At 69.8% G+C, this 13,068-nt stretch carries 12 protein-coding genes; 7 read left to right on the plus strand and 5 right to left on the minus strand.

Features of this window, described 5'->3' with window-relative positions:
- Position 1: 1 nt before the first annotated feature.
- Together DMH03_RS19860 and DMH03_RS19865 are read left to right on the plus strand one after the other, a co-directional pair.
- Positions 2 to 1,174: an acetoin utilization protein AcuC gene (locus tag DMH03_RS19860; RefSeq protein WP_125793491.1), complete on the plus strand. Its 1,173-nt coding sequence runs from the start codon at positions 2 to 4 to the stop codon at positions 1,172 to 1,174.
- 1 nt (position 1,175) lies between these two features.
- Entirely contained in the window at positions 1,176 to 3,869 is a 2,694-nt protein-coding gene (locus DMH03_RS19865) for a bifunctional GNAT family N-acetyltransferase/acetate--CoA ligase family protein (RefSeq protein ID WP_125793492.1), read from the plus strand.
- A gap of 51 nt (positions 3,870 to 3,920) precedes the next feature.
- Here DMH03_RS19865 and DMH03_RS19870 read toward each other — a convergent pair whose 3' ends face one another.
- Entirely contained in the window at positions 3,921 to 4,346 is a 426-nt protein-coding gene (locus DMH03_RS19870) for an SgcJ/EcaC family oxidoreductase (protein ID WP_125793493.1), read from the minus strand.
- Positions 4,347 to 4,411: 65 nt separating this feature from the next.
- Here DMH03_RS19870 and DMH03_RS19875 point away from each other — a divergent pair, with 65 nt between their 5' ends.
- On the plus strand, positions 4,412 to 5,017 hold the full coding sequence (locus DMH03_RS19875; RefSeq protein WP_125793494.1) for a TetR/AcrR family transcriptional regulator: 606 nt from the start codon (positions 4,412 to 4,414) through the stop codon (positions 5,015 to 5,017).
- Here the strand turns inward: DMH03_RS19875 and DMH03_RS19880 are convergent.
- The 4 genes from DMH03_RS19880 to DMH03_RS19895 all read right to left on the minus strand — a co-directional run bounded on the left by DMH03_RS19880 (position 4,969) and on the right by DMH03_RS19895 (position 10,148).
- The gene (locus DMH03_RS19880; protein WP_125793495.1) at positions 4,969 to 6,066 is read right to left on the minus strand and encodes an alpha/beta hydrolase; all 1,098 of its coding nucleotides are present in this window, start codon (positions 6,064 to 6,066) and stop codon (positions 4,969 to 4,971) included. The genes DMH03_RS19875 and DMH03_RS19880 overlap by 49 nt on opposite strands.
- Before the next feature lie 143 nt (positions 6,067 to 6,209).
- A complete protein-coding gene (locus DMH03_RS19885) occupies positions 6,210 to 7,721 on the minus strand; it encodes a long-chain-fatty-acid--CoA ligase (protein WP_125793496.1) in 1,512 nt (503 codons plus the stop codon).
- Positions 7,718 to 8,791: an acyl-CoA dehydrogenase family protein gene (locus DMH03_RS19890; protein ID WP_125793497.1), complete on the minus strand. Its 1,074-nt coding sequence runs from the start codon at positions 8,789 to 8,791 to the stop codon at positions 7,718 to 7,720. The genes DMH03_RS19885 and DMH03_RS19890 overlap by 4 nt, the downstream gene beginning before the upstream one ends.
- 175 nt (positions 8,792 to 8,966) lie before the next feature.
- The gene (locus DMH03_RS19895; protein ID WP_125793498.1) at positions 8,967 to 10,148 is read right to left on the minus strand and encodes an acyl-CoA dehydrogenase family protein; all 1,182 of its coding nucleotides are present in this window, start codon (positions 10,146 to 10,148) and stop codon (positions 8,967 to 8,969) included.
- Positions 10,149 to 10,251: 103 nt separating this feature from the next.
- Here DMH03_RS19895 and DMH03_RS19900 point away from each other — a divergent pair, with 103 nt between their 5' ends.
- From DMH03_RS19900 to DMH03_RS19915, 4 genes are all read left to right on the plus strand, one after another.
- Entirely contained in the window at positions 10,252 to 10,443 is a 192-nt protein-coding gene (locus tag DMH03_RS19900) for a ferredoxin (protein WP_007033756.1), read from the plus strand.
- 85 nt (positions 10,444 to 10,528) lie between these two features.
- Positions 10,529 to 11,413: a 3-oxoacyl-ACP reductase gene (locus DMH03_RS19905; RefSeq protein WP_125793499.1), complete on the plus strand. Its 885-nt coding sequence runs from the start codon at positions 10,529 to 10,531 to the stop codon at positions 11,411 to 11,413.
- Positions 11,414 to 11,429: 16 nt separating this feature from the next.
- Positions 11,430 to 12,191 (plus strand): glucose 1-dehydrogenase, encoded by a 762-nt coding sequence (locus DMH03_RS19910; RefSeq protein ID WP_125793500.1) that lies wholly within the window; start codon positions 11,430 to 11,432, stop codon positions 12,189 to 12,191.
- 91 nt (positions 12,192 to 12,282) lie between these two features.
- The gene (locus DMH03_RS19915; RefSeq protein WP_091597335.1) at positions 12,283 to 13,068 is read left to right on the plus strand and encodes an ABC transporter permease; all 786 of its coding nucleotides are present in this window, start codon (positions 12,283 to 12,285) and stop codon (positions 13,066 to 13,068) included.

Genomic DNA, 13,068 nt, shown 5'->3' on the forward strand with positions numbered 1-13,068 from the left:
CATGCGAGCACCGGCCGTCGTATGGGACTCCTCGCTGCTGGGTTACGACCTCGGCGGCGAGCATCCGTTCAACCCGGTCCGGCTCGAACTGACCATCCGGCTCGCCACCGAACTCGGCGTGCTCGACGGGGTCGAACTGCTCGTCCCCGGCCCGGCTGGCGAAGACGAGCTGCGCCGGGTGCACCTCGGCGAGTACATCGAGGCCGTCCGGCAGGCGCCGATGACCGGAGCCGATTTCGCGCACGGGCTCGGCACCGAGGACAACCCGGTGTTCACCGGTATGCACGAGGCTTCCGCGCTCGTCGTCGGCTCGACGCTGCTGGCGGCGCGCAAGATCGCCGAGGGCGAGGCCACCAGGGCGGTGAACATCGCCGGCGGCCTGCATCACGCGATGCCGGGCAAGGCGTCGGGTTTCTGCGTCTACAACGACTGTTCGGTGGCGATCTCGTGGTTGCTGGACCACGGCTTCGACCGCATCGCCTACGTCGACACCGACGTCCACCACGGCGACGGCGTGCAGGAGGCGTTCTACGACGACCCCCGGGTGCTGACCGTTTCCCTGCACCAGCATCCGTTCACGTTGTGGCCGGGCACGGGCTACTCGGCGGAGATCGGCAAGGGCGGGGCCGAGGGCACCGCGGTCAACCTGCCGCTGCCGCCGGGCACCCGTGACGGCGGCTGGCTGCGGGCGTTCGAGGCGGTGGTGCCGTCGCTGCTGGAACAGTTCCGGCCGCAGCTCCTCGTCACCCAATGCGGCGTCGACTCCCACGAGGAAGACCCGCTGGCGGACCTCTCGCTCTCGGTGGACGGCCATCGCGCCATCTACCGGCGGCTGCGTGAACTGTCCGAAGCGCACGCGGGCGGCCGCTGGCTCGCCGTGGGCGGCGGTGGCTACCAGCTGATCCGGGTGGTGCCGCGGTCCTGGACCCATCTGCTCGCCACCGTGCTCGACCGCGACGTCGATCCGGCGACGGCCCTGCCGCCGAACTGGGTCGCGTCGATCTCCAGGGCGGCGCCGAAAGCCGAGATCCCGCCCGGCATGTCCGACGACCGCGACACCGCGTACGTCCCGTGGGGGGATGGGGCGGACGAGCCGGTCGACATCGCGATCCGCGACACCCGCCGGGCGATCTTCCCGCTGCACGGCCTCGATCCGGACGATCCGAGGGACTGACATGGCCAGTGAGGACACCAAACGCGACCCCTACGACTTCCCGCGGGAGTGGGAGGCCGACGTCCTGCTCTCCGACGGCGGCACGGTGCACCTGCGCCCGGTGATCCCGAGTGACGCCGACGGGCTCGTCGCCTTCCACGGGCGGTTGTCCGAACGCACCCGGTACTTCCGGTACTTCGGCGCCTATCCGCGGATCCCGCAGCGGGACCTCGAACGGTTCTCCGTCGTCGATCACCACGACAGGGTCGCCTTCGTCGCGCTGCTGGGCGACGACATCGTCGCGGTCGGCCGCTACGAACGGCTCGAACACGGGCCGTCGGCCGAGGTCGCGTTCGTCGTCGACGACGCCCATCAGGGGCGCGGGCTCGGGTCGATCTTGCTGGAGCATCTCGCCGCCGCCGCCTCGGAATGCGGGCTTCGCCGCTTCGTCGCCGAAGTGCTCGCCGAGAACGCGGCGATGGTCCGCGTGTTCCGCGACGCGGGCTACCAGGTCAGCCGCGAGATCGAAGAAGGCGTGCTGCACCTGGAGTTCGACATCGACCCGACCGAGGAGTCGCTCGCGGTCGCCCGCTCCCGTGAGCAGGCCGCCGAGGCGCGCAGCGTGCACAACCTGCTGCATCCGAAGTCGGTCGCGGTGATCGGCGCGTCCACCGATCCGACGAAGATCGGCTACGTCGCCCTCACCAACCTGCTCAGCGCCGACTTCGCCGGCACGGTCTACCCGGTCAACCCGGAGCACAAGTCCGTCCGCGGCGTGCGTGCCTATCCGTCCGTCGTGGACATTCCCGAGGACGTCGACCTCGCGCTGGTCGCCGTGCCGGCCGAGGCCGTCGAGTCCGTTTTGGACGGTGCGCTGGCCAAGGGGGTCAAAACCCTCCTGATCGTCTCGGGCGGGTTCGCCGAGGCCGGTCCGCACGGGCTGCACGCCGAACTGAGGCTGGTCGGGGAGGCCAGGGCGCACGGTATGCGGGTCGTCGGCCCGAACGCGCTGGGCGTGCTCAACACCGACGTCTCGGTCCGGCTCAACGCCACGCTCGCGCCCCGCCTGCCCGCTCGCGGCCGCACCGGGTTCTTCTGCCAGTCCGGCGCGCTGGGCACCGCGATCCTCGCCGACGCCGAAGCGCGCGGTCTCGGGCTTTCGACGTTCGTCTCGGCGGGGAACCGGGCCGATGTCTCCGGCAACGACCTGCTCCAGTACTGGGAGACCGATCCGGCGACCGACCTCGTCCTGCTGTACCTGGAATCGTTCGGCAACCCGCGCAAGTTCGCCCGGCTCGCGCGGCGGCTGGCGCGGACGAAGCCGGTGGTGGCGGTGAAATCCGGCAGGCACGCCGTCCGCCCGCAGCTTGCCGCGACTTCGGCGGAGGTCGACGAGTCCAGTGTCCAGGCCCTGTTCGAGCAGGCGGGCGTCGTCCGCGTCGACACGCTCGCGCAACTCTTCGACACCGCGCTGGTCTTCGCGCATCAGCCGTTGCCCGCCGGGCCGAGGGTCGCCATCGTGGGCAACTCCAGCGCTATCGGGCTGCTCGCCGCAGACACCGCGCGGGCGCACGGCCTCCGGCTGACCGCCGACCCTGTCGACGTCGGGCCGCAGGCGAGCCCGGAGGAATTCGCCGCCGCCGTGCGCGAGGCACTCAACTCCCCGGAGGTCGACGCGCTCGTCGTGGTCTTCGTGCCGCCGCTCGCGATCCCGGGCACGGCCTACGCCCGCGCGCTGCGGGAGGCCGTCGTCGAGATGGACAAGGACAAGCCGATCGTGTCGACCTTCCTCGCCGTCGAGGGGGTGCCGGACGAGCTGGCCGTGTTGTCCGAGGACGGCGTGCCGACGCGTGGTTCGGTCCCGTCGTACCCCAGCCCCGAACGAGCGGTGAACGCGCTCGCGCGGGTCGTGCGCTACGCCGCCTGGCGGCAGCGGCCGCAGGGCAATCTGGTGCGGCCCGCGGGCCTGCATGCCGAGCAGGCGCAGGTGATCGTCTCCGAACTGCTGGCGGGCGAGGAAGGCAAGACGACGCTGCTGTCCGACGACGACGTGGTCCGGTTCCTGGGCTGCTACGGCATCGACGTCGTCCCGTTCCGGGTCGCCTCGTCCGCGGACGAGGCGGTGAAGGCGGCCGAGGAGCTGGGCTTCCCGGTCACCCTCAAGGCCGTCGACGAACGGCTGCGCGGCAGGCCGGACCTCGCGGGCGTGCGGCTCGATCTGTCCTCTGTGGACGGAGTGCGCCGGGCGTACGCCGATCTGCGCGAGATCTCCCATGACGACGAGGTCTACGTCCAGCGGATGGCGCCCAAGGGCATTTCGTGCGTGGTCGGGCTGCAGGACGATCCGTCGTTCGGCACGCTCGTGTCGTTCGGTCTCTCCGGGCTGGTGAGCACGTTGCTGGGGGACAGGGCTTACCGCGCGGTCCCGCTCACCGACGTCGACGCCGCCACGTTGCTGCGCGAGCCGCGGACGTCGCCGCTGCTCACCGGGTACCGCGGCGACGAACCGGCGGATCTGGCGGCACTCCAGGACATCGTGCTGCGTGTCGCGGCGCTCGCGGAGGACAACCCCGAGGTCCGCTCGATGACGCTCGACCCGATCCTGGCCTCACCCGACGGCGCTTTCGTCGCCAACGCCCGCATCGTGCTGGGCCCGCCGCCTTCCCGTCCCGACACTGGGCCGCGAAGGCTGCGGCCGATCAACGCCCCTGCTTGAGCCCGGGCAGCACGACGCTGAGCGCCGGTTTCCAGACCGCGACCCCGCCCGTCAGGAATCCCACTCTTGGGGCGAGCGGGCGCCGAGGTCCGCGTCGTGACCGGTGAACGCCGCGATGTCGCCCCGGATGGTGTTGTGGAACGCGACGATCCGCCCGTCGTGGACGAGTTTCGTCTGCACCGCCTGTGCTTCCCCGGCCAGCGGACCGGTGGGGATGGACAGCGTGGTCGCGGTGTGCACGAGGTCGAAGCCGCCGCCGAGCGGACGGCTCGACACCTGCCGGATCCGCAGCGTGCTGCCCCGGTAGATGGTGTCGAAGATGTTCTGGCTCTCGCGCGCGATCGTCGCGCGGCCGCGCTGGATCCGGCCGACGACGTCGACGAAGTCCGCGTCCTCGGCGAAGTTCGCGGCCCACGCCTCGCCGTCGCCCGCGTTCCAGGCCCGTTCCAGCGCGGTGATGATCTCCTCGGTGGTCATCGCTATCCTCTCTTGTAACAGCGATCCATAAGTTAGAACAACGTTCCAACTTTCGAGGAGCATACATGCCCGCGGACCTTCCCGGCATCGTCCGGTTGCGCGACCGTCGTGAGGCGCTGACGCTGCGCACGATCCTGACGGCGGCCCGCGGACTGTTCGCCGAACGCGGGTACGCGCGGACGCCGATCCGCCTCATTGCCCAGGAAGCCGGGGTGTCCCCGCAGACCATCTACGCCCACTTCGGCTCCAAGGCCGGTGTTCTCGGCGGCCTCGTCGACCTCCTCGACGACGAGGCCGGGATTCCCGACCTCGTCGCCGAGGCGCAGCGGACCGAGGATCCGGTCGCGTTGCTCGGCCTGCTCGCGACGGTCGCGCGGCAGGTCCGGGAGCACTGTGGCGACATCGTCACGATGCTCGGCTCCGGCGCGGCCGTCGACCCGGACATCGCCGCGACACAGGCGGAAGGCGCCCGGCGCAACCGGCTCGGTGTCGAGCTGGTCATCGACCGGGTCCGGAACGGCGGCCGCGCGGTGGTGCCCAGGGCCGCGGACATCGCCGTGGCCCTGATGAGCGCGGACGTCCACGCCAGCCTCGTCACCGAGGCCGGGTGGAGTCACGACGACTACGAAGCCTGGCTCAAGGACACCCTGGTCACGTCGCTGCTTCGGTGACGCAGAGTCTTGCCGAAGAACGCCGAGAGCTGAGCGCGCTGCGTGGCGACGCTCCGCGCCGGGTCGATGGTGCCGACGAACGCGGCCGGAGCGTTGCCCAGCTGCGGCAACAGCGTCTGGTAGTCGGTGAAGCTGAAGTGTTCACCGTCCGGCAGCCGCGTCTCGCGGGTCCAGCCGCGCTGGTTGCGGAGGAACTCCTGCCAGGACGCGTCCGACGCGGCGCTGTGATTACCTGCACTCATCAGCAGGAACGGCCGGTCCAATCCCTCGTCGGCGACGCGGCCGAAGATCCGCTGCGACTGCGAATGGGCCATGCTGCCGTCCAGATTCGCCCCGGCGACGACGCGCCGATCGGTCACCATCGTCTCGCCCGCGGTGAACCCGCCGGCGGAGTGGCCGAACATGCCGGCCTGGGTCAGGCCGAGCGAGTCGAGGACGAAACGCGTATCGCGGACGCGAGTGTCGATCACGCGCTTCGACACCTCGATGCTCGACGGCGGCAGGGCCTTCTTCGCGACGCGCCCATCGGGGAACTCCACCGCTTCGGCTTCGTGGGTGTGGTCGATGGCCACGACGACGTAGCCCTCGCTCGCGAGTTGTTCCAGGTGCGTGGTGCCGTGCGAACGCGACAGGGTGCCCCCGGGTGAATACAGCACGACAGGCCGCTTGCCGCCGATCGCGGGTGCGCCGGCCCTGGCGTGGGTGGGGAAGCGGTAGTCGAGCTGATCCGCCGTCATACCCAGCTTGACGGCGTCGCCCTCGGCCACCACCTTCGCGACACCCGGCGCCATGTACGGCGCTTTCGGCTTTCCGCTCGGCAAAGCCGGGTACCGCACGGTGACCATCAATTCCCGCGTCAGGCCGGGAACCCACGGGTCTTGGCGGGAGTGATCGATGAGATGGAGGTCGGTGCTGCCGACGGCGTAAGGACCTGTCGGCGTCGGGAGGCTCAAGCGGACGGGTGCCGCCGACGCGGGCGGCGCGAGGAGGACGGCGGGCAGGGCGAGAGCGGCCGCCAGTACGCCGATCCGGCGCGTGGTTCGGTTCATGGCACCGAACGTAGGCAGTGCGCCGGTGCCGGGACATCGGGAAGATCACCGGTGCCGACCCTGGGATCCCTGCGGGTCACGCCCCTTCGCGTTCAGTCCTCTGGATGCGGTAGTTGCCACCACGAACTACCGCATCCAGAGGACTAAACGCGGGGGTAGTGCAGCTCTTGGGCGTCGCGTGTGCCCTCGGCGGCCAGTTCTCGTTTGAGTATCTTGTGCGTGGCCGTCCGCGGGAGTTCGCCGAGCGTCCGCACGTACCGGGGCCACTGCTTCGGCCCGAGATCACCTTGTGCGGCGACGAAAGCGGCGAACTCGGCCGCGTCGATCGGCGTCCGGCAGACCAAGGCGGCCATCACCTGGTCGCCCACCCTCGGATCCGGCACCCCGTACACGGCGGCCTCGCTGACCGCGGGATGGCGAAGGAGCGCGCGTTCGATCGGCGCGGTACCGAGGTTTTCGCCGTCGACGCGGAGCCAGTCGCCGAGCCGTCCCGCGAAGTAGCAGTAACCGTCCGCGTCGAGATACGCCAGGTCTCCGGTGTGATACATCCCGTCGCGCATCCGCTCGGCCTCGGCGGCCGGATCGCCGTAGTAGCCGGCGAAGAAGCCGGCGCCGCCGGTGTTGACCAGTTCGCCGACCGCCTCGGCGGCGTTGAGCAGCTTCCCGTCCGCGTCGAATTCCGCCGGGGGACAGGGTTGCCCGGTCTCCGGATCGAGGACGGCGACGCCGTCGAGCAGGCGGCCGAGTGAACCGGCTGGGGTGGTGGCGTCCCGGCCGAAGTTCACGCCGCCCTCGGTCGAGCCGAACGCGTCGACGACGTGGCAGCCGAAGCGCTTGCCGAAAGCGGCGAGGTCGGCTTCCGCACCTTCGTTGCCGTAGACCAGTTTCAGCGGGTTTTCGGCATCGTCGTCCCGCTCGGGAGTGGTGAGCACATAGGACAGCGGCTTGCCGACGTAGTTGGCGTACGTCGCACCGAACTTCCGCACGTCCGGCAGGAAGCCCGAGGCGGAGAACCGCCGCCGCAGCGCGATCCCCGCGCCCGCGGCGAGGCCGACCGACCAGCCTGCCATGATGGCGTTGGAGTGGAACATCGGCATCGACACGTACACGCTGTCCTCTGTGGACAGACCGAACCGGGTCGCCAGCATCTCGCCGGGGTAGGCGATCTTCCCGTGCGTGCACCGGACGGCCTTCGGATCGCCGCTGGTGCCGGAGGTGAAGATCAGCATCAGCAGGTCTTCGGGCTTCGCGGCCACGGGCACGACGGCCTCCCGCGCCGGCTCGAGCTCGTTCAGCGGCAGCACCGGGACGCCGGCCGCGGACAGGAGCGGGAGGTACTTTTCCTCGGCGAACACCAGCTCGCAGTCGGCCAGCGCGATGTCGCGGGCCAGCGCCGCGCCCCGGCGCGTCGGGTTCAGGCCGACCAGCACGTGCCCCGAAAGCGCCGCGCCGCCGAGCAGGAACGAGAACTCGGGGACGTTGTCCGCCAGCAGCCCGAAATGCCCGCCGGGCCGCAGGAGCCCGGCGAGCGCGGCCGCGTGTCCGGCGCAGGCCCGGACGTGTTCGGCCCAGGTCCAGTGCCGGTCTTCGAACAGCAGGCCGGTCGAGCGGTCCTCCGCCCGCGCGAGCAGGAGTTCCGTGACCGTGGGGGTCATGCCGGGTCCGCGGCCAGCAGGTCGCCGAGTCCGCGCAGTTGCGTGGTCGCGCCGCCCAGCGTGAACTCGAGCCGCTTCGCCGCGACGAAGTAGCGATGCAGCGTGTGGTCGACGTCGATGCCGACACCGCCGTGGATGTGCACGGCGGTGTGAGCGACCCGATGCCCGGCTTCGGCCGCCCAGAACTTCGCCGTCGCGACCTCTTCGGCCGCCGGAAGGCCTTCACTGAGCCGCCAGGCGGCCTGCCACAACGTCAGCCGGACGGCTTCGACGTCGACGTAGGCGTCGGCGAGCCGCTGCCGCACCGCCTGGAAACTCCCGATGAGATGGCCGAACTGCTTGCGCTCCCGCGCGTACGCCGCGGTCAGTTCCAGTGCCCGTTCGACGACGCCGAGCTGCTGGGCGCAGACGCCGATGGTGGCCCGCAGCCGCAGCCATTCGCCGATGTCACCCAGTGAGGTCGAGGCTTTCGCGCCGGACAGTTCGACGAGTGCCGCGTCGGCGTGGTCGACGGTCCGCTGCGGGGAGACGGTCACCGCGTCGCGGTCGAGCAGGAACACCTGCCGCCCGCCGTCGATGGCGGCTTCGACGAGGAATCCGTGCGCGAAGGCGCCCGAAGGCACCGCGGTCTGGGCCCCGGTCAGGCGCCAGCCGTCGCCGTCGGCCTCAGCGGTGAAACCGCAGGGCACACCGTAATCCGGCAGCGCCACCGCGAGGACGTGGTCGCCGCGCAGGACCGGGACGACCCAGCGCTCCACGAGCCGCCCGTCTCCGAATTCGGCCACCGCCGCGGCGCCCAGCACGACCGACGTCAGATACGGCACGGGCGCGACCGCGCGGCCGATCTCGGCCAGTACGGAACACTGCTCCAGCAAGCCGAACCCGCCACCGCCGACCGACTGCGGCAGGGCGGCGTCGAGCACCCCAGCCTGGGCTAGTGAGGTCCACAGTGGAGCGTCGAAGCCACCGGAACCGTGCGGTCCCAGCACGTCGGGGGTGACCTTGTCCGTCAGGATCCGGTTCGTGAGCGACGCGAGATCCTTCTGCGCTTCGGTGAGCGTGAAGTCCATCGATATCTCCTAGTGGTCACGATCGAAAGGTGGCAGGGGTCTCGACGGCCCAGATTCCCGCTGGACGCACGGCCGGAAGACACGAGTACGACACCGGTACGCGCGTCTCCCGGCCGCGCGCCCAGCGGAAATCTGGATCCGCCGAATACCCCCGCCCACCTTCCGATCGCAACCACTAGCGCGTGACGGGCAGGCCGAGGGCGGTCGCGGCGATCATGTCCCGCTGGATCTCGTTGGCGCCGCCGCCGAAGGTGAGGATCAGCGAAGACCGGTGCAGCCGCTCGATCCGGCCGCGCAGCAGGGCGCCGGGGGAGCCCTCGCGGACGACGGCGCCCGCGCCGAGGATCTCCATCATCAGCCGGTAGGCCTCGGTCGCGAACTCCGTGCCGAACACCTTGGTCGCCGACGCCTCCGCCGGGCCGAGGTCGCCGGTCGCGGCCGCCCAGGCGATCCGCCAGTTCCGCAGTTTCAGGTACTCGGCGTGGGTGTGGACCCGCGCCAGATGCAGCCGCACCCACGGCTGGTCGATGACGCGGGAGCCGTCGGGCAGTTTCGTGGTCTGCGCCCAGGTCCGCACCTCGCGCAGCGACGTCTGGATCGGCGCGGCCGAGGTCAGCGCGACCCGTTCGTGGTTGAGCTGGTTCGTGATGAGCGGCCAGCCCTCGTTCTCCCCGGCGACCCGGGACGTCACCGGCACGCGCACGTCGTCGTAGTAGGTCGCGCTCGTGCCGGGCCCGGCGACCGTGTGCACCTTCGTCCACGAGAAGCCCGGCGCCGACGTCGGCACGATCAGCATGCTCAGGCCCTTGTGCCGGTGGGCCTCGGGGTCGGTGCGGGCGGCCAGCCAGATGTAGTCGGCGTACTCGATCAGGCTCGTCCACATCTTCTGGCCGTTGATGACGTAGTCGTCGCCGTCGCGGATCGCGCGGGTGCGCAGCGCCGCCAGGTCGGTCCCCGCGCCCGGTTCGGAGTAGCCGATCGCGAAGTGCAACTCGCCGGCGGCGATCTTCGGCAGGTAGAACGCCTTCTGTTCTTCGGTGCCGTAACGCATGATGGTCGGCCCGACGGTGTTCACCGTGAGGAACGGGACTGGCACCCCGGCGGCGGCCGCCTCGTCGGTGAAGACGAGCTGGTCCAGCATTGGCCGGTCCTGCCCGCCGTACTCGCGGGGCCAGCCGATCGCGAGCCAGCCCGAACTGCCGAGGTCCCGGACGATTTCCTTGTACACCACGGCGTCGCCGTACTCGCCGCCGTCACCGGCAAGGGCTTCACGGCGTTCAGGGGTCATCAGCCCGGCGAAGTACTCCCGTAGTTCCCCGGCCAGTGCGCGCTGCTCCGGCGTGTAGTCGATCCGCATCCGTCACCTCTGCCGTCGGTGCTCGTTACTGGTGCCATGGCCGCTCGCGGCGGTAGGGTAGAACCTGTTCTAGTTGTACCAGGTGTGACGGCGAGGAGGGAATATGGAGATCGACGTCGATCGCTCGCTCTGCGAGGCGAACGCGATCTGTGTCGGCTTCGCGCCGGAGGTCTTCGATCTCGACGACGACGAGGAGCTCGTCCTCGCGTCGGCCGAAGTTCCGCAGAATCAAGTAGAACGTGTTACTCAAGCTGTAGCGAGCTGTCCGAAAAACGCCCTGCTCATACGTGGTTAGCGCCGATTATTTGGCGCTTGCGTGCGACGAGAACAGATTCTAGTGTGTGCGGAGACGCTGTGCGTTGGAAGGCGGGAGGCCCGGAGTGAGTTTGGACGGCAAGACGGCCATCGTGACCGGGGCCGGCGCGGGACTCGGCCGGGCCGAGGCGCTGGCGCTGGCCGACGCGGGGGCGTCGGTGGTGGTCAACGACGTGTCGGCCGCTGCGCGGACGGTGGCCGACGAGATCGAGGCCGAAGGCGGCAAGGCCGTCGCGGTCACCGGCGACGTCTCGGAGTCCTCGACCGCGGACGCGCTGCTCACCGCCGCCGTCGACCACTTCGGCGGACTGCACGTCCTGGTCAACAACGCGGGCGTGCTGCGCGACCGGATGCTGTTCTCGATGTCCGACGAGGAATGGGACACGGTGCTCCGGGTCCACCTTCGCGGGCATTTCCTGCTTTCCCGCAACGCCGGGGCGTACTGGCGCGACAAGTCCAAAGTAGACGGAGCTCCGGTGTACGGCCGCGTGGTCAACACCGCGTCGGAGTCGTTCCTGCTCGGTGCGCCCGGCCAGCCGAACTACGGCGCCGCGAAAGCGGGCATCGCCGCGCTCACCGTCTCGACCGCCCGCGGCCTTTCCCGTTACGGCGTCCGCGCCAACGCGATCTGCCCGCGTGCCCGCACCGCGATGACCGAAGCCGTCTTCGGAGCCGACGCGCCGGAGGGGATCGACCCGCTTTCGGTCGACCACGTCGCGCCGTTCGTGTCCTTCCTCTGCTCGCCGGAAGCCGACCGGATCAACGGCCAGGTCTTCCTCGTCTACGGCGGGATGGTCGCGCTGATGCGGCCGCCGTCGGTGGAACAGCGGTTCGACACCGTCAACGGCACCTGGACCACCGAAGAACTCGCGGCCAACGTGGGCGGCTACTTCGCCGACCGCGACCAGGAACGGATGTTCGCCGCGTCCGAGATCATGTCGCTGCCGTGAATCAGAGGAGATGACGATGGGCAGGCTCGACGGCAAGGTGGCCCTGATCACCGGTGGTGCCCGTGGGCAGGGCGAAGCGGCCGCGCGGCTGTTCGTGGCCGAGGGCGCGCGTGTGGTGATCGCCGACATCAACGACCTCGACGGCAAGAAACTCGCCGCCGATCTCGGCGAGTCCGCCGTCTACCAGCATCTCGACGTCGGTGACGAGGCCGAATGGGACGCCGCGATCGAGCGCACCCGCTCGGAGTTCGGCCCGCCGACCGTGCTGGTCAACAACGCGGGCATCCTGCATTTCTCGGAACTGGGCAAGACCACGCTCGCCGACTACGAACGCGTCATCCGGGTCAACCAGATCGGGGCGTTTCTCGGGATGCGTTCGGTCGTTGAACCGATGACCGGGGCCGGGGGCGGCTCCATCGTCAACGTGTCCTCAGTGGAAGGCCTCGCCGGGATGCCGTTCCTCGTCGCCTACACCGCGAGCAAGTTCGCGATCCGCGGGATGACCAAGGTCGCGGCGCTCGAACTCGGCGCGAAGAACATCCGGGTCAATTCGGTCCACCCCGGCGCGATCGACACCCCGATGGTCGCCGCCGCCGCGGGCGGGCAGAAAGTCGACATGTCGTGGGTGGGCAAGAAAGTCGCGCTCGGCCGCGTCGGACAGCCGGAGGACATCGCGAAACTCGTGTTGTTCCTGGCCAGTGACGAAAGTTCGTACAGCACGGGTTCGGAGTTCGTCGCCGATGGCGGTGCGACCGCGACGCACGCACTCAAGTTCTAGCGTGGAGGTGCCGAGAGCAAAGTGAACACCGCTAACGCAATGGGGCGTTGACAGGTGGAGTAAGACTCGGGGCAGGCTACTGGGAGGTTCTGTGAACGCATCGGTGTCCGTCCCGGGTACGGGTGCGCTCATCCAGGTCGGCAGGCTCGCGACCTTGTCGTGGGAAGTCCTGCGCGCGATCTTCAAACGCCCGTTCCAGTTCCGCGAGTGGATCCAGCAGTGCTGGTTCTTCGCCAGCGTCACCATCCTGCCGACGGCGTTGGTGGCGATCCCGTTCGGCGCCGTCATCGCCTTGCAGCTGGGCTCGCTGACGCAGCAGATCGGCGCGCAGTCGTTCACCGGCGCGGCGAGCGCGCTCGCGATCGTGCAGCAGGCGAGCCCGCTGATCACCGCGCTGCTCGTGGCGGGCGCGGGCGGCAGCGCGGTCTGCGCGGACATCGGCGCCCGCAAGATCCGCGAAGAGATCGACGCCATGGAAGTACTCGGGGTCAACCCGATCCAGCGCCTGATCGTCCCCCGCGTCCTCGCGGCCATCGTGGTTTCGGTACTGCTGAACGGTTTGGTCAGTGTCGTCGGGGTGCTCGGCGGCTATTTCTTCAACGTCGTCATGCAGGGCGGCACCCCTGGCGCGTACCTCGCCAGCTTCAACGCGCTCGCCCAGGTGCCGGACCTGTGGATCAGTGAGATCAAGGCGCTGCTCTACGGTTTCGTCGCCGGTGTGGTCGCGGCGTTCCGCGGGCTGAACCCGGCGGGCGGGCCGAAGGGTGTCGGCGACGCGGTGAACCAGGCCGTGGTCATCACGTTCCTGCTGCTGTTCCTGATCAACGTCGTGCTGACCGCGATCTACCTGCGGATCGTGCCGCCGAAGGCGATGTGA

Source organism: Amycolatopsis sp. WAC 01376, assembly GCF_003947415.1.
Classification (GTDB): domain Bacteria; phylum Actinomycetota; class Actinomycetes; order Mycobacteriales; family Pseudonocardiaceae; genus Amycolatopsis.

What these genes read in the sequence shown, in the direction of transcription:
- DMH03_RS19895 (WP_125793498.1), bottom strand. Translation starts at nt 10,148, where the DNA reads ATGCGGATCGACTACACGCCGGAGCAGCGCGCACTGGCCGGGGAACTA.
- DMH03_RS19865 (WP_125793492.1), top strand. Translation starts at nt 1,176, where the DNA reads ATGGCCAGTGAGGACACCAAACGCGACCCCTACGACTTCCCGCGGGAG.
- DMH03_RS19900 (WP_007033756.1), top strand. Translation starts at nt 10,252, where the DNA reads ATGGAGATCGACGTCGATCGCTCGCTCTGCGAGGCGAACGCGATCTGT.
- DMH03_RS19870 (WP_125793493.1), bottom strand. Translation starts at nt 4,346, where the DNA reads ATGACCACCGAGGAGATCATCACCGCGCTGGAACGGGCCTGGAACGCG.
- DMH03_RS19910 (WP_125793500.1), top strand. Translation starts at nt 11,430, where the DNA reads ATGGGCAGGCTCGACGGCAAGGTGGCCCTGATCACCGGTGGTGCCCGT.
- DMH03_RS19875 (WP_125793494.1), top strand. Translation starts at nt 4,412, where the DNA reads ATGCCCGCGGACCTTCCCGGCATCGTCCGGTTGCGCGACCGTCGTGAG.
- DMH03_RS19860 (WP_125793491.1), top strand. Translation starts at nt 2, where the DNA reads ATGCGAGCACCGGCCGTCGTATGGGACTCCTCGCTGCTGGGTTACGAC.
- DMH03_RS19885 (WP_125793496.1), bottom strand. Translation starts at nt 7,721, where the DNA reads ATGACCCCCACGGTCACGGAACTCCTGCTCGCGCGGGCGGAGGACCGC.
- DMH03_RS19890 (WP_125793497.1), bottom strand. Translation starts at nt 8,791, where the DNA reads ATGGACTTCACGCTCACCGAAGCGCAGAAGGATCTCGCGTCGCTCACG.
- DMH03_RS19880 (WP_125793495.1), bottom strand. Translation starts at nt 6,066, where the DNA reads ATGAACCGAACCACGCGCCGGATCGGCGTACTGGCGGCCGCTCTCGCC.